This window comes from Pedobacter immunditicola (assembly GCF_037482985.1).
In the GTDB taxonomy this organism is placed as follows: Bacteria; Bacteroidota; Bacteroidia; order Sphingobacteriales; family Sphingobacteriaceae; genus Pedobacter; species Pedobacter immunditicola.
Map to the genome: position 1 here is coordinate 114,191 of NZ_JBBHKC010000007.1, position 16,565 is coordinate 130,755.

Below are 16,565 nucleotides of genomic sequence, written 5' to 3' on the forward strand. Positions count from 1 at the left end.
GCTGCATTGGCTGATCAGCAATCACTGATCAAAGTATAAAAATACATGGTACACAAACTAATAGAATGGTCGCTAAGAAATAGATGGATCGTCCTGATGCTCGCTACGGGCATTTTTATATGGGGTGTAATCTCTATAAAGAATAACCCTATTGATGCGATCCCTGATTTGTCGGAGAACCAGGTTATCGTATTTACAGAATGGATGGGCCGTTCGCCTCAACTCATAGAAGACCAGGTCACTTATCCCCTGGTCACAAATTTACAGGGCATTCCCAAAATTAAATATGTACGCGGTTCTTCCATGTTTGGAATGAGCTTTATCTATGTAATCTTTGAAGATGATGTCGATGTTTACTGGGCAAGGGAACGTGTATTGGAGCGTTTAACGACGGTCAGCAACAGCTTGCCGGCAGGCGTCTCCCCGCAGTTAGGCCCCGATGGCACAGGTGTAGGCCATGTGTTATGGTATACCCTTGATGCCCCCAATATAGATCTTGGTGAGCAGCGGGCCATCCAGGACTGGTATGTTAAATTCGCCCTGCAGAATGTACCTGGTGTGAGCGAAATTGCCTCCTTTGGGGGATTTCAGAAGCAATACCAGATTGCTGTAGACCCTAATAAATTACTTTATTACAAATTAACTGTTCCGGAAATCATTGCGGCGGTGCGTGCCAATAACAATGAATCCGGGGGAAGGAAATTTGAAATGAGTGACATTGGTTATATCATCAAAACATCGGGTTACCTGAAATCCCTCGAGGAGGTTGCAAATATTCCTATTAAAACTCAAAATGGAATCCCCATTAAGGTGTCGGATGTCGCGGCTGTACAAATGACAGGTGAAACCAGGCTGGGCATTTTTGACCAGGATGGTGAGGGGGAACGTGTTGGCGGGATTGTGGTGATGAGGTATGGTGAAAATGCCGGAGAAGTCATCGAAAAGGTGAAAACGAAAATGAAAGAGGTGTCAAAAGGCTTACCCGAAGGTGTAAAGTTTGAAATTGTTTATGACAGAGGCGAACTGATCCAGGAATCGGTTAATTCGATTACAACCACCCTGATTGAAGAGATGATTGTGGTATCCCTGGTTGTCATCGTCTTTTTATTTCACTGGCGCAGTGCTGTAAGTATTATTATCCAGATCCCGATAACCATCGCTGCCAGTTTTATCTTATTAAATGCTTTCGACATTTCTTCCAATATCATGTCCCTTACCGGAATTGCACTTGCCATCGGGGTAATTGTTGATAACGGAATTGTGATGAGTGAAAATGCTTACAAACACCTGTCGGAACGCTATGAACTGTGGCAGAATGAACAACAAAACAAAAATGAGCTATGAGAACCTGGTTTAAAAAATTATTCAAAAAAAGTCCGGACTGGATTTCCGAAGAGGAAAGACTGAAGGTTATAGAAAAGTCCAGCAAGCAGGTGTCCAGAGGGGTGTTTTTTGCCACGGTAATTATCATTACCTCTTTTCTTCCGGTATTTATGCTTACCGGTCAAGAAGGCAAAATGTTTCATCCGCTTGCCTACACGAAGACTTTCATCATGATTGTGGATGCTTTATTGGTGTTAACCTTAGCACCTGTATTGATTTCTTTTTTCATGAAGGGAAAATTCAAGCCTGATCGTCAAAATCCGGTTAACAGGTTCCTGGAGAAATTTTATGAGCCTATCATCAGGACCGTGCTCAACTGGCGTAAAACAACCATCGCAATTAATGTCATCGCCTTGCTGATTACCATTCCGCTACTCAAAAACCTGGGCACTGAGTTTATGCCGCCCCTGGATGAGCAGAGCATTCTTTTTATGCCAGTAACCTTGCCCGATGTTTCAAATAATGAAATTAAACGCATCTTACAGGTACAGGATAAGATTATTAAATCAGTACCTGAGGTAGATAAAGTTTTAGGTAAAGCCGGTCGTGCCAGTACTGCGACTGATAATTCGCCAATGAGCATGATAGAAACGATCATCATGCTGAAACCAAAAGCACAGTGGCGGGAGGGGATGACTAAAAAAGGCATTATTGATGAACTGGACAAAAAGCTCCAGATTCCCGGTGTGGTCAACGGCTGGACGCAGCCGATCATTAACCGCATCAATATGTTAGCTACAGGTATCCGTACGGATGTGGGGATAAAAATATACGGTCAGAACCTGGATACCATTGCTTCTGTTTCTGAAAAAGTAAAATTAGCGCTGGAAGGTACTAAAGGAGTCAGTGACCTTTACATTGATCCCATTACTGGGGGTAAATATTTAGCTGTTGATGTAAAGCGGGACGAATTGTCCCGATACGGTTTAACGGTAGATGATGTTAACCAGACCGTAGAATCGGCTTTGGGTGGCGCTACTATTGGTAATACCATCGAAGGAAGACAGCGTTTCTCCATCAGTGTGCGGCTTGGACAAGAATTCAGGAACAGCGTGGAAAGCATTAAACGTATTCCCCTGCAATCCTCAACCATGGGAGAAATTCCTTTGTCGGCCGTAGCCGATATCCGCTTTGAGGATGGTCCGCCAATGATTAATTCTGAAAATGCTTTGTTAAGGGGAGCGGTGATGTTTAATGTGCGCGACCGGGATTTGGGAAGTACTGTAAATGAAGCAATTGAAAAGATTAATGAAGCCAATGGCATTTTACCTGAAGGCTATTTTCTGGAGTGGAGCGGGCAATATGAGAATATGATTCGCGGACAGCAGACTTTAATGTGGATTGCTCCAATTGTACTGGTCGTCATTTTCTTCTCTCTTTATTTTGCTTTTCACTCGCTCAGAGAAGCATTTTTAAGCCTGATCACGGTTCCATTTGCCCTTATCGGAGGTGTGTTTATTATATATTTCTGGGGGGTCAGCTTGTCTATAGGTGTGGCCGTCGGTTTTATCGCCCTTTTTGGGGTTGCTGTGGAAACAGGAATTGTGATGGTCATTTACCTGAATGATGCCATGGACCAGTTGATTAAACTCAAAGGCAATTCCATTGATACCATTAGCAAAGAAGACCTGCGGGAATATGTGGTTAGGGGCGCAGCCAAGCGTCTTCGTCCGAAACTGATGACGGTCTGCGTGTCACTGTTTGGTTTGATACCAGTGCTGTGGGCAACGGGTGTAGGTACTGATGTAATGCAACCTATTGTATTGCCTATGATTGGCGGTGTGCTGACCTCATCTACGCATATTTTACTGGTGACGCCATTAATCTTCTTAATGTCAAAGGAATACGAATTAAAGAAATATGGAAAATTGGAGGTGCATAATGCGCAACATTAAAAGATGGGTGCTGCTGCTGCTGGCCATTTTGCCGGTGCAGCTTTATGCCCAGCAACAAACGGTGTCTTTGGATACAGTTTTAAAACGAATAGAGAATAATAACCTGTTATTGCAGACTTATGCTTTGAAAGCAGAAAGCTATAAACATAAGGCTAAGGCCGGTACAGCGTGGATGGCGCCAATGGTCGGTGTGGGGACTTTTATGACACCTTATCCGGGGCAGCAGGTAATGGAAAATGGAGACAAAGGGGCTTTGATGTTCCAGTTGGAGCAGGATATCCCCAACCCAGCGAAACTGAATGCCCAAAAGCGCTATGTGGAATCCAAAGGGGCGGTTGAACTGGCAGGTCGTGCCATCGCATTGAATGAGTTAAAAGCACAGGCGAAATCGCTGTACTACACGTGGATTCTGGCTACTGAACGCATTCAGGTATTGAAGGAAAACGACAAGATTATGCAGATGATGAAAAAGATTGAACAAATCCGCTATCCGTATAACCAGTCGCAACTCTCCGGTGTTTTTCGCGCAAATGCAAAAATAGAAGAGAATAAAAACATGATCAGGATGCAGGAAGGTGATATTTTGAAAGCTAAGGCCTGGCTCAACAGCCTGATGAACCTTCCGGGGAATCAGGAACTGGAGATTGATTCTACCTTCAAACCTGAGTTTAAACCCCAGGCTGTACTGGATACGGCCGTATTAGCCAGTCAGCGTAAAGATATTCTGCAAATGGAACAGAATATTAATTCGATGAAATTGGGTGTTGATGCCATGAAAGCGCAAAGTAAACCGGATTTTAAAATTCGCTTTGACCACATGTCCCCTTTAAATAAGATGATGCCGAATGCTTACAGCGTCATGGGGATGATCAGCATTCCAATCGCCCCATGGTCTTCAAAAATGTACAAATCTGAAGCTAAAGCGATGGATTATGAAATCCAGGCCATGGAAAAGGAACGCTCAGGTATGCTTCAGGAAAGCCAGGGAATGATCTACGGGATGCAGTCTCAGATACAGACGATGGAAAAGAGGATAACAGCGATGGAAGACAAGATCATTCCTGCATTAAAAAAGACACTGGATGCTGATTTTGTCAATTACCAGGAGAATAAATTACAGCTACCAGCGGTCATCAGTTCATGGGAAGCCTTGACCATGATGCAGATTGATGTGCTGGATGAAAAAACAAAATTATATCAAATGATTGTCGATTATGAAAAGGAATTATATCGTTAGGTTGTTATTGTTTTTAGCGATCGGGGTTTCTTTGGCTGCCTGTCAGCGTAATGAAAAGGGTTCCGGTGCAGCTGAGCCAACGCATGCTGTAAGGGATACCAGTTTAAATTACTTGCTGAAGCCTGTCAACGAGCAGGTTATTGCGCGTATTCCTCTGATCCGTGCACAGAAAGGGTCAAGCATTTACATGCGCGAAGTACAGGGACGGGTAACCTATGATACACGTAACCAAATCACGCTGGCAAGCCGGGTTTCGGGCCGCATTGAAAAGTTGCACATCAAATACAATTACCAGCCAGTTAAAAAGGGGCAACTGATCATGGAAATTTATTCTCCGGATTTAGCAGCGGCTCAGCGGGAATTGTTATTGATTCAACAGTCTGGAGATGAGGATGGCATGTTGCAATCGGCCAAACAAAGGCTGATGTTGCTGGGCATGGACCAAAGACAGATCAGCAAAGTATTGCGTACAGGCCAGGTCAATTACACCATTCCTGTTTACAGCAATGCCACAGGGTTTATTCTTGAAAAACAGGCTGCCAGTGCTGTTCCGTCGCCAGCTCCAATGTCATCCCCGGCTGCTAGCACAGGAATGGATAATATGGCCTCAGGTAGTGCCACACAAAGCACGCAGTCAAGCCAAACAGCGCCAACGGAAGTGAATTCGGCCGTTATGATTCGCGAAGGACAGTACCTCAATGCCGGCCAGAATATATTTACCATTTACCGTACCGGCGACCTGGTGGTTGAATTCTCCTTATCGCCATCGGTTGTTTCTAAATTGAATAAACAGGCAAAAGTGCTCATTCAGAGAACCGCTAATAAGAAGCAAACGCTAACCGGTAAAATCGGACTGATCCAACCTGTTTTTAATGCTGGTGAAAACTTTGTCATTGCAAGGGTTTACCTCAAAAGCAGTGGGCTGCAGCCGGGAGAACTGGTCACAGGTCAAATTCCATTTGTAACTGAAAAAGGATTATGGTTACCAAAGGAAGCGGTAGTTTCAATCGGGAACCAGTCGGTCGTTTTTAAAAAAGAAGGACGGGTTTTTATTCCTAAAACAGTTAAGACAGGCATTATCCAAAATAATAAGATCCAGGTTTTCGGGGAACTTAGTGAATGGGATCTTGCTAAAAATGCTTATTACCTAATTGACAGCGAGAGTTTCATTAAAACACTGAACAAGGGGGTTTAATTCATCACCATTAAAAAACAAACTATACACTGATGAAAACGAAAGATTTTATAAAAAGGTTAGCGATAGTTTTATTAGTCCCTGCTTTGTTTCTTACGGCTTGCAGCGATGATAAAAATCAAGGCGACAAGAATGCAACTGTCAAATCGCAGACCTTTACTTGTCCGATGCACCCCCAGGTGGTGCAGGATAAAATGGGCACATGCCCTGTGTGCGGGATGGATTTAGTTCCTTTTGAGAAAAACTCAGCTGAGGCAGCCTTGCACCTGGATGAAAGCCAGAGGGCCTTAGCGAATATTACCACCATGGCTGTAGGCTTGAAGGGTTTCAATACCTATAAGCAATTGAACGGGAGACTGGTTGTTAACCCAGAAAAAACGGAGTACATCTCCAGCAGGGTAAGTGGAAGGCTGGATCGCTTATATGTGCGTCAAACAGGGGAGAAGATTAGCAAAGGACAACCATTATATCAGATCTACTCTGAGCAGCTGGCGTCTTTACAGCAAGAGTATCTGCTGGCACTGGAGCAGGTCGCACAATTTCCTGGCGACAAGACTTTCGGACAAATACTAAAATCTTCCAGGCAAAAACTGAGCCTGTATGGACAATCTGAGGGTCAGATCAAAGCCATCAAAAACAGCAAAAAAGCCAACCCGAATATCACCTTCATGGCCCCCGAAAATGGTGTTGTTGCAGAATTATCGGTTACTGAAGGGCAATATGTTAGCGAGGGAAGTCCCTTAATGCGACTGGAAGGCTATCAGTCTTTGTGGGTGGAGGCAGATATCTACCCTGCTGAAGCGGGGAGCATCAAGGAAGGCCAACAGGTAAAAGTGGTTATTCCGGGTTGGGAAGACCAGCCGCAAATGGTGACCATTAAATTCATGAACCCTGCTTTACAGACAAGTTCCCAGGTGATACAACTCAGGGCTGCTATGCCCAATCCTAATAATCAATGGCAACCTGGCTTGCAGGCTAATGTATTTCTGCCCGTTGAAAGTAAAGGAGAAGTGATCAACCTTCCGCTGGATGCGGTGATCAGGGATGGAAAGGGAGCACATGTCTGGATTGAGAGGGCGAAGGATAAGTTTGAGCCTCAGATCGTAGAGACCGGCGGGGAAAGTTTCGATACCATTGAAATCAAAGAAGGCCTAAAAGTAGGAGACCAGGTGGTTGTCTCAGGTGCTTACCTGCTTTATAGTGAGTACATCCTTAAAAAAGGAAAAAACCCGATGTCGGGTGTGAAAATATAAAACAACAATTAAAATATATAAATAAATTAAATCATGAACACATCATTAAAAACTGTTTTAGCATTAAGTTTCGCAGGCTTACTAGCTGCTTGTGGCAATAATCAACAACAAGAAGATAGCCATGAAGGTCATAACCACGGTTCGGTCACAACGGTTGAAGCTCCTGCTGCTGCCAAGGCAGCTGTCGTGATCAAGGATGATAACCTGAATGCAGTATATCAGCAATATCAGAAATTAACGGAAGCATTGACAGAAGGAAATACAACTACAGCAAAAGTAGCGGCTGTTGCTTTTGAAGCCGGTGCCAAAGAAATTAAAGGCGGTTCTAATTTGGCTGCCACAGCTGCGCAAATCACCAATGCAGCAAATCTGGACGCCCAAAGAACAATTTTTGCCTCTTTAAATGACGAATTTATTGCGCTGTTGAAACAAACAGGGATGAATAGTGGTAAACTTTTTGTTGCTCATTGCCCAATGGCTTTAAATGATAAAGGAGCATCCTGGGTAAGTAATACAAAAGAAATCCGCAATCCTTATTACGGTGAAAGTATGCTGACTTGTGGTTCTGTGAAAGAAACATTAAAATAAACCACTGAAAGCTTGAAATATAAACAGATATAAGCTGGGAAAAAACCCGACTTATATCTGGCTTTCCTTAAAGCATAGCAATTATATTATTGTGCCTTATCATTATTTATACATTAAAATCAATCACCATGAAAAAGATATTTTTATTTCTTGCTTTCATGTCAACTACTTTTGTGCAAAAGAGTTATTCCCAGGAAACTACAACACAGGCTCAAACACAGCTTTCACAACTGCTGGATTCCTACTATGACATTAAAGATGCATTGGTTGCAGGTGACGCGAGCAAGGCAGCTTTAAATGCAGGACAATTTGTTAAAGCAGCCAACGCCATTGATTACAAAGTCATAGCTGAAGGCAACATTCATGCCTTACTCAAAGATGCCGGTACCATTTCAGATACCCAGGACATCAAAAAGCAGCGTGAACAATTTGTCAATCTTTCTGCCAATATGATTGCCGTTGCCAAGGGAACTAAGTTGGGGGCGCAACCCATATACGAAGCCTATTGCCCCATGAAAAAAGCTTCCTGGCTTAGTAATAATAAGACAATCCGAAATCCGTATTATGGCAGCGCTATGCTGAGTTGTGGCAAAGTGGTGGAAACTCTCAATCAATAATTTATTGTTAGCGGCTAATTTCAGGGACATTGAAGCCTTTGTTATTTAGCTAATATAGGGCAATGAATAAGCTTTTGATAACTTCATTAGCTATCAAAAACAAATATATACACTGATGAAAAAGTTAACACTGATAGCTGTAATTTTTCTTTGGTTTGCAGCATCCGCCCAGCAAATGCTTGGGATGAAAATGTCAGAACAAATACAAGAAAACACCAAACAGACACAGCAAGTAATATATACTTGTGTGATGCATCCTGAAGTGAAAATGGATAAACCTGGCAAGTGCCCGAAATGCGGAATGACACTGGTAAAAAAAACTGTAAAAAATGCTATCCCAAAGTCGGCTTCAAAAAAACAAGCAGCGCAAAAAAAGAGAAAAGATTCGACGCCCCACAAAATGGACGGGAAAGACAAGCCAGAAATGGACATGCCCATGGACCATAAAATGAATACGGATAGCCTAAAAAGAGATCCGGATAAACAGGTCGGAGACAAAGTGTTCATCGGTGGGGGCGAAACTGTTCGTTATGATTTGTATGTTACCGATACCATTGTAAATTTTACCGGAAAGCAAAGACATGGTATTGCACTAAACGGCTCTATCCCTGCACCAACGTTAACTTTTACTGAGGGTGACACCGCTGAAATTTATTTACACAACAAACTCAAAACGGCCACCTCTTTACATTGGCATGGGGTCATTTTACCTAACGAGCAAGATGGAGTGCCTATGCTAACCACTTCAATGATACCAGGAGGCGCTACACATTTATATAAATTCCCCGTAGCACAAAACGGTACTTATTGGTATCATTCACATTCAGGCTTTCAACAACAGGTGGGTACTTATGGCGCCTTGGTTTTTAAAAGTCGTGAAAACAAGGCAATCCCCGGCAATAAAAAAGCTGAATTCCCATTGGTATTGAGCGACTGGACTGATGAAAATCCAGCGCAGGTGCACCGACGTCTTCGGGCAGGGAATGATTGGTATGCAATTAAAAAAGGTAGTGTGCAGGGTTATGCAGAAGCCATTAAAAAGGGGCATTTTACAACTAAAATAGCCAACGAGTGGAAGCGCATGAATGCCATGGATGTAAGTGATGTGTATTACGAAAAATTTCTGTCTAATGGTAAACCGGAAATCCATGCGCCCCAGTTTAAAGCTGGAGATAAGGTGAGGTTACGTGTCGTAAATGGGGGATCTTCTTCTTATTTCTGGTTGCAATATGCCGGTGGAAAAATAACTGTAGTTGCCAATGATGGCAACGCTGTAGTGCCGGTTGAAGTGGACCGATTAATCATAGGTGTGGCAGAGACTTATGATGTCATCGTTACTATTCCCAAAAATATGAGCTATGAATTTCGATCTACACCAGAAGACCGGAGCGGGCACACCTCGTTATGGTTAGGCAGCGGCATGAAAATGCCAGCGCCTACATTGCCTAAGCTGAAATATTTCGAAGGAATGAAAATGATGAACGGGATGATGAAGATGAATGGCGACATGAAACCCATGGAAGGGATGCGAATGAGCCTGCAATCTATGGACATGAACAATGTCATGTATCCTGAAATTACGGGTAGTGAAAACGAGCAAAATGGTAAGGAAAAACAGGATATGAAAGGCATGAACATGGAAGGGATGAAAAGTATGGATATGCACAACCAAAGCACTGATATTACAACGCTTAATTATGCCATGCTCCGGTCGCCGGTCAAAACTACGCTACCGGATATACCAACAAAAGTATTGCATTTTACGCTTGAAGGAAATATGAACCGTTATATATGGTCCATCAATAATAAAACAGTTGGGGAATGGGATAAAGTGCTGATTAAACAAGGAGAAAAAGTACGTATAGTTCTGACCAATAATTCGATGATGCGCCATCCCATGCACTTGCACGGACATGACTTTAGGGTGTTAGGCGCACAGGGCGAATATGCGCCTAATAAGAATACTCTGGATATTATGCCCATGGAAACCGACACATTGGAGTTGGCGGCAAATAAAAGTGGTGACTGGTTTTTTCATTGCCATATTTTATACCACATGATGGCAGGCATGGGCAATGTGCTCAGTTATCAAAATTCGCCGCCTAATCCTCAGCTACCCGACAAAGAAATGGCTTTTAAACATTTTAAACGTCACGAACAAATGATTCATTCTGTAGCTTCTATTGGACTTGAAAGTAATGGTAGTGATGCCACATTTGCTTTAGCTGGTAACCGTTTTGAAGTGCAAGGATTGTGGCACCTTGGCCTAAAACCTGAAAACGGCTATGAAGCTGAAATAAATGTAGGCCGCTATATCGGGAAAATGCAATGGTTGTTTCCTTATGTAGGTTTTGATTATCATTATAAAAAGGGCGTACCTGAAATAGAAAAAAATGTCTTCGGACAGATCAGTAATAAAAACGATCGTAAAACATTTGTTGTCGGCGTGCAGTATACCTTGCCCATGCTTGTTGTAGCAGAGGGAAGAGTAGATGGTGATGGAAAATTTCGTTTCCAGTTGAGCAGGGAAGATATTCCGCTTAGCAGTCGTGTGCGGTTAAATATGATGTGGAATACGGATAAAGAATATGCAGCAGGACTTAAATATGTATTAACAAATTCATTTGCTTTATCTACTCATTATGACAGTGACTTTGGCTATGGTGGTGGTATTACCTTAAATTATTAAATTTTACCTTTAAACTTGTATTAATCTTAGATCATTATGCAATATACACAAGCGGAAGGTGGTAATAATTATGTATATTATTTACAGAATTATGTAAGTTAAACACAAGAATACAGATTATTTTTGATAGTGCCTTATTGCCTATTATGACAGTGATATGGGCTATGGCATGATCTTCAATTATTAAATTGAATACGCTAAAGGTTGTATATTAAAATTTGTACAATGAAACATACTTATAAAATAAGTGGAATGTCCTGCGATGGCTGCCGCTCAAAAGTTGAAAATGCTTTGAACCAGGTTAAGGGTATATCTTCAACGGTTACTTTAGATCCACCACAGGCTGTTATTACTATGGACAAACATGTGTCGACCGAAAATTTACAAGAAGCTTTATCAGCAGTGGGGTCTTATTCGATTGCGATGATCAATCATCAGTACGCTGATATGGATGATCACCCCAGCCATCCTCATGAAGCTACTAAAGCACCCGTTCACCGGCATCACGGAACTACGACCAGATCAGCTAATCATGGAAACACTGGTGATATCTACGAATGTCCGATGCATTGTGAAGGTGATAAAACCTATAATCAACCTGGAAATTGTCCGGTTTGTGGTATGGACCTGGTCAAACGGCCTTCCTTAAAAATAGCTGCTAAATATACCTGCCCTATGCATCCCGAAATCGTTCGCGATGAACCTGGAGCTTGCCCCATTTGTGGGATGGATTTAATCCCCATGAATGCAAACACAGATGAAGAGGATGCAACTTACGATAAGCTGCTATTTAAGTTTAAAATAGCTGCCACGTTTACCATTCCGATTTTCATTATTGCCATGTCAGAAATGATTCCGGGCAATCCCTTGTTTAAGTTAATGGACTTAAACAGCTGGAACTGGGTTCAGTTTGCTTTTTCCATTCCTGTAGTATTTTATGCCACCTGGATGTTTTTTGAACGTGCCTGGCGTTCTATTGTTACCTGGAACCTGAATATGTTTACGTTGATTGGTATTGGCGCCGGTGTAGCCTGGTTATTCAGTGTAGTTGCCCTCTTGTTTCCGGAGGTATTTCCAGATCAGTTTAAGACACATATGGGGACTGTATATGTGTATTTTGAAGCGGCTACTGTTATCTTAACCCTCGTTTTATTGGGACAGTTGCTGGAGGCACGTGCGCATGGCCGAACCAATAGTGCTATTAAAGAGCTGTTGAAATTAGCCCCCAATAATGCCACGAAAATTATTGACGGAAAAGAGATGGAAGTTACCATCGATAGTATCCACCAGGGGGATTTGCTAAGGGTAAAGCCCGGTGAAAAAATCCCTGTTGATGGAAGTATTAAGGAGGGGGAAACGACCATCGATGAATCGATGATATCGGGTGAACCGATCCCTGTGGATAAAAAAATAGGCAATAAGGTCATCGCCGGAACGATCAATGGAAATAAATCCTTTGTAATGGTTGCTGAAAAAGTAGGTGCAGAAACTTTACTTTCTCAAATTATTGAAATGGTGAATTCCGCCAGTCGCTCGAAAGCACCCATTCAGAAATTAGCTGATAAAATTTCAGGTTATTTTGTTCCCGTTGTGGTGTTGATCGCCGTCATTACCTTTATCGTTTGGGCAATTTATGGTCCTGAACCGTCTTATGTATATGCATTCGTCAATGCAATTGCCGTTTTGATAATTGCTTGTCCCTGTGCGCTTGGACTTGCTACCCCAATGTCGGTCATGGTTGGTGTGGGTAAAGGTGCAAAATCAGGCGTGCTGATTAAAAATGCTGCATCTCTGGAAAAAATGGATGCCATCAATGTGGTCATCATTGATAAAACCGGAACGGTTACCGAAGGTAAACCATCTGTAGAGCAAGTGATCAGTGGCAGCGCTGCTTACACCGCGGACCAGGTGCTGGAAAGGATTATTGCCGTGAACAGCAGCAGTGAACATCCACTGGCACAGGCGACCTTACGTTATGGTGAAGAAAAAAACCTGCGTCTGCAACCTGTTTCAAGCTTTGAAGCCATTACCGGAAAAGGCGTTGTAGGTGTGCTCAACGGAGAAAAGCTGGCTCTGGGAAATCAAAAATTAATGGAACAGGTAAATGCTGTAATTGCCCCTGAATTAAATGAGCAAGTGAAGGCAGCACAGAAACTAGGTAAAACAGTGTCTTACTTAGCCGTTGACAATGCTGCTGTAGGTTTTGTGGTAATCTCAGATAAGATTAAAACATCGAGTAAAGAAGCCATCCGCAAATTACAGCAGGAAGGTTTGAAGGTGCTGATGTATACCGGCGATAACGAGGATACAGCAAAAGCGGTGAGTGAAACCTTGAATCTGGACGGCTATAAGGCACAAATGCTTCCTGAGGACAAAATGAATGAAGTTAAACGTTTGCAGGCCGAAGGGAATAAAGTAGCCATGGCCGGCGACGGTATCAACGATGCCCCTGCATTGTCTCAGGCCGATATAGGTATTGCAATGGGCACCGGAACAGATGTGGCCATCGAAAGTGCTGGTATAACACTTATCAAAGGTGATTTAAATGGTATTTCGAAAGCCCGGCTGCTGAGTGAAAAAGTAATGGGCAACATCAAGCAAAACCTGTTTTTCGCCCTTGCCTATAATGTACTGGGCATTCCCATTGCTGCAGGGGTTCTTTATCCATTTTTTGGAATTTTATTGTCGCCGATGATCGCTGCACTGGCGATGAGCTTTAGCTCTGTTTCAGTTATTGTGAATTCTTTACGACTGCGAAATGCTAAGCTCGAGTGAACGACCATCGGTAGTTAACAACAGATAAATCAGGTTTGGTTTATGGTTAATCTCAAATATACCTGTTGATGAGGTTTTCCATAAACTCCTGTTTACCACTAATAATTTTAGGTTCACCCAGCTGTATAGCATAATCCCGGAGATCTTCGAGGCTGAGGAGTCCGTTTTCAAATTCTTTCCCTTTACCACTGTCGAACGAGGCATAACGTTCTGTTCTTATTTTTTTATAGTCAGAATGGGAAAGGATATTGTCGGCAATGATCAGGGCCCGTGCAAAAAGATCCATTCCACCAATATGTGCATAAAATAAATCAGCCGGATCTGTCGAATTCCGTCTTATTTTGGCATCAAAATTTATTCCTCCACCACTAAACCCACCCGCTTCCAGGATAATCAGCATTGATTCTACTAATTCTGTAATGTTGTTTGGGAACTGATCTGTATCCCAGCCATTTTGATAATCGCCTCTGTTGGCATCAATTGAACCCAGTTTACCTGCATCAACGGCAACCTGGAGTTCATGTTGAAACGTATGGCCGGCCAAAGTAGCATGGTTTACCTCGAGGTTGAGTTTAAAATCATCCAACAGATCATATTTTTGAAGAAAGCCCAGCACTGTTGCTGCATCATAATCATACTGGTGTTTGGTAGGCTCACAAGGTTTCGGTTCAATAAAGAAGTTTCCTTTGAAGCCATTATTCCGGGCATAGTCTTTTGCAGCATGGAGGAAACGCGCCAGATGGTCCTGTTCTCTCTTCATATCGGTGTTCAACAGCGTCATATACCCTTCACGGCCACCCCAGAATACATAATTTTCACCACCGAGCGCTATGGTGGCATCCAGTGCAGCTTTCACCTGTGCAGCACCATGGCTAAGTACATGAAAATCAGGATTTGTGGCAGCACCGTTCATGTAGCGTCTGTTCGAAAAGAGATTGGCTGTGGCCCATAAAAGTTTAATGCCTGTTTCTTCCTGCTTTTCTGCAGCATAATCAACCATCGCCTTTAATCTTCTGTCGTTTTCGTGAATGTCATTGCCGTAGTCTACAAGGTCAACATCATGGAAACAGTAATAAGGGAGGTTTAATTTGCTAAGAAATTCAAATGCTGCGTCCATTTTGTCTTTAGCGCGGTCAACTGCATCGGTTCTGATATCCCATGGAAAGCGGTGTGTAGGTTCACCAAATTGATCTGAACCATTGCCGCAGAACGAATGCCAGTAAGCACCAGCAAAGCGAAGGTGTTCTTTCATTGGTTTTCCGGCTACTATCTTTTCAGCATTATACCACCGGAAAGCAAGTGGATTATCACTTTCTGGTCCTTCATATTTCACAGGACTGATTTCTTTGAAAAATTCAGTTTTTAGGTTCGATGTATTCATGTTTATATCGGTTAAGTGATTGATGAAAAGGTGTTCAATTGTTGCTGGAGTAACTTTTTCCAGTGTGCGTAGGTGTCTTCAAGATTTAGACCTGAAGGTTCAATGACCTTCAATGGTTTTTGATGATGGAAAGCTTCGGCGGGCGTTTTATAGATTCCCATTCCTATTCCCGCACCAATGCAAGCACCGGAACTCCCGTTGCTGTCAAAAAGTTCAACTGCTATGCCAGTGATGTCCACAAAAGTTTGCGAAAACAGGTCGCTCAGAAACAAATTTGTTTTACCTGCCCTGATGATGGAAGGACGCATACCATTTTCTCTTAGAATATCTAGTCCATAACGGAAAGAAAAAGCAATACCTTCTTGTACTGCGCGAAAAACATGTGCGGGCGTATGTATGTTGAGATCGATCTGCTGAAGGTGGGCACCAACGATTTTATTGCCCAACATTCTTTCTGCACCATTACCGAAAGGAAGAACATAGAGCCCATCGCTGCCTGGACGTACTTTCTTTGCAGCATGATTCATGGTAGTATAATCCATGCCCGCGCCGAAAAGATTTTTAGTCCAGCGGTACATACTCCCTGTACCATTAATACACAATAGTACACCCAACCTTTGTGAGGTGAGCGTATGATTTACGTTAGCAAAAGTGTTTACCCTGCTTTGACTGTCGCACAAAAGATGATCCGTAATGCCATAAATTACACCTGAAGTTCCTGCGGTAGCAGCTACTTCACCGGGTTGAGTAACGTTTAATGAAAGTGCATTGTTCGGCTGGTCACCGGATTTATAGGTTACCGGAATACCGGATCTTAATCCTAAATGTGCTGCAACAGCTTTTTTAACCTGGCCATGTGATGAAAATACAGGCCTTATTTCCGGAATAAGACTGTTGTCGAAGCCAAAATAGTCCATGACATCTTTGGAAAGGCAATTAAGTTTGAAGTCCCAGAAGATGCCTTCAGAAAGTGCCGAAATACTAGTTGTGATTTCCCCGGTGAGCTTCATCGCAATATAATCACCCGGCAACATCACTTTTTTTATTTTGGCATACACTTCAGGTTCATTTTGCTTTACCCAAGCCAGTTTAGCGGCAGTGAAATTACCAGGCGAATTAAGCAGGTGCGCCAGTGTGTTTTCTTCCCCCAAAGTCTGTAAAGCTTGTTCGCCAATGCCAACAGCCCTGCTGTCGCACCAGATGATGCTGTTTCTTAAGCTGTTCTGATGTTCATCAACGATGACAAGCCCATGCATTTGATAGGCGATGCCTATAGCCGAGATAGCTAAAGGGTCATATTTTTTCTGCTGGTTGCAAATTAAGATTGCTTTTTGCACATGTTCCCACCACGTATCTGGTGATTGTTCAGCCCAGCCATACTGCTGTGTTAATATCGCTGTCTCTGCTTCAGGGTATTGCGCAGTAGCAAGGATTTGTCCGCCTGTTGAGTCAATTACGGAAACTTTGATGGATGAAGTGCCTACATCAATACCTAGTAAAAGCATGGGAGTTCATTTAGAGGTTGAGCTATTTGGTCTGACTAAAATAAACA

General features: G+C 42.8%; 11 protein-coding genes. 9 read left to right on the top strand and 2 right to left on the bottom strand.

Translation table 11 applies throughout. The features are described from left to right. Positions 1 to 45: 45 nt before the first annotated feature. From WG905_RS13760 to WG905_RS13800, 9 genes are all read left to right on the top strand, one after another. The gene (locus WG905_RS13760) at positions 46 to 1,344 is read left to right on the top strand and encodes an efflux RND transporter permease subunit (protein ID WP_339592312.1); all 1,299 of its coding nucleotides are present in this window, start codon (positions 46 to 48) and stop codon (positions 1,342 to 1,344) included. Then, positions 1,341 to 3,278, top strand: coding sequence for an efflux RND transporter permease subunit (locus tag WG905_RS13765; protein WP_339592313.1), 1,938 nt, complete (start codon positions 1,341 to 1,343; stop codon positions 3,276 to 3,278). The genes WG905_RS13760 and WG905_RS13765 overlap by 4 nt, the downstream gene beginning before the upstream one ends. Continuing rightward, positions 3,265 to 4,515 carry a TolC family protein gene (locus tag WG905_RS13770; protein WP_339592314.1) on the top strand — a complete coding sequence of 417 codons (1,251 nt, stop codon included), beginning with the start codon at positions 3,265 to 3,267 and terminating at the stop codon, positions 4,513 to 4,515. The genes WG905_RS13765 and WG905_RS13770 overlap by 14 nt, the downstream gene beginning before the upstream one ends. Then, positions 4,493 to 5,710: an efflux RND transporter periplasmic adaptor subunit gene (locus tag WG905_RS13775; RefSeq protein WP_339592315.1), complete on the top strand. Its 1,218-nt coding sequence runs from the start codon at positions 4,493 to 4,495 to the stop codon at positions 5,708 to 5,710. The genes WG905_RS13770 and WG905_RS13775 overlap by 23 nt, the downstream gene beginning before the upstream one ends. A 32-nt stretch (positions 5,711 to 5,742) precedes the next feature. After that, complete coding sequence (locus WG905_RS13780; RefSeq protein ID WP_339592316.1) at positions 5,743 to 6,963, top strand: efflux RND transporter periplasmic adaptor subunit; 1,221 nt, start codon at positions 5,743 to 5,745, stop codon at positions 6,961 to 6,963. Positions 6,964 to 6,996: 33 nt separating this feature from the next. Continuing rightward, on the top strand, positions 6,997 to 7,551 hold the full coding sequence (locus tag WG905_RS13785) for a DUF3347 domain-containing protein (protein ID WP_339592317.1): 555 nt from the start codon (positions 6,997 to 6,999) through the stop codon (positions 7,549 to 7,551). Positions 7,552 to 7,679: 128 nt separating this feature from the next. Further along, positions 7,680 to 8,168, top strand: a complete 489-nt coding sequence (locus WG905_RS13790; protein WP_339592318.1) for a DUF3347 domain-containing protein — start codon at positions 7,680 to 7,682, stop codon at positions 8,166 to 8,168. 115 nt (positions 8,169 to 8,283) lie between these two features. Next, positions 8,284 to 10,857 carry a multicopper oxidase domain-containing protein gene (locus WG905_RS13795; protein ID WP_339592319.1) on the top strand — a complete coding sequence of 858 codons (2,574 nt, stop codon included), beginning with the start codon at positions 8,284 to 8,286 and terminating at the stop codon, positions 10,855 to 10,857. A gap of 225 nt (positions 10,858 to 11,082) precedes the next feature. Then, positions 11,083 to 13,632, top strand: a complete 2,550-nt coding sequence (locus tag WG905_RS13800) for a heavy metal translocating P-type ATPase (RefSeq protein ID WP_339592320.1) — start codon at positions 11,083 to 11,085, stop codon at positions 13,630 to 13,632. Between the two features lie 52 nt (positions 13,633 to 13,684). Here the strand turns inward: WG905_RS13800 and xylA are convergent, their stop codons facing one another. Together xylA and WG905_RS13810 are read right to left on the bottom strand one after the other, a co-directional pair. Continuing rightward, on the bottom strand, positions 13,685 to 15,013 hold the full coding sequence (gene xylA, locus WG905_RS13805; RefSeq protein ID WP_339592321.1) for a xylose isomerase: 1,329 nt from the start codon (positions 15,011 to 15,013) through the stop codon (positions 13,685 to 13,687). 11 nt (positions 15,014 to 15,024) lie between these two features. Continuing rightward, the gene (locus WG905_RS13810; RefSeq protein ID WP_339592322.1) at positions 15,025 to 16,518 is read right to left on the bottom strand and encodes a xylulokinase; all 1,494 of its coding nucleotides are present in this window, start codon (positions 16,516 to 16,518) and stop codon (positions 15,025 to 15,027) included. Positions 16,519 to 16,565 lie beyond the last annotated feature (47 nt).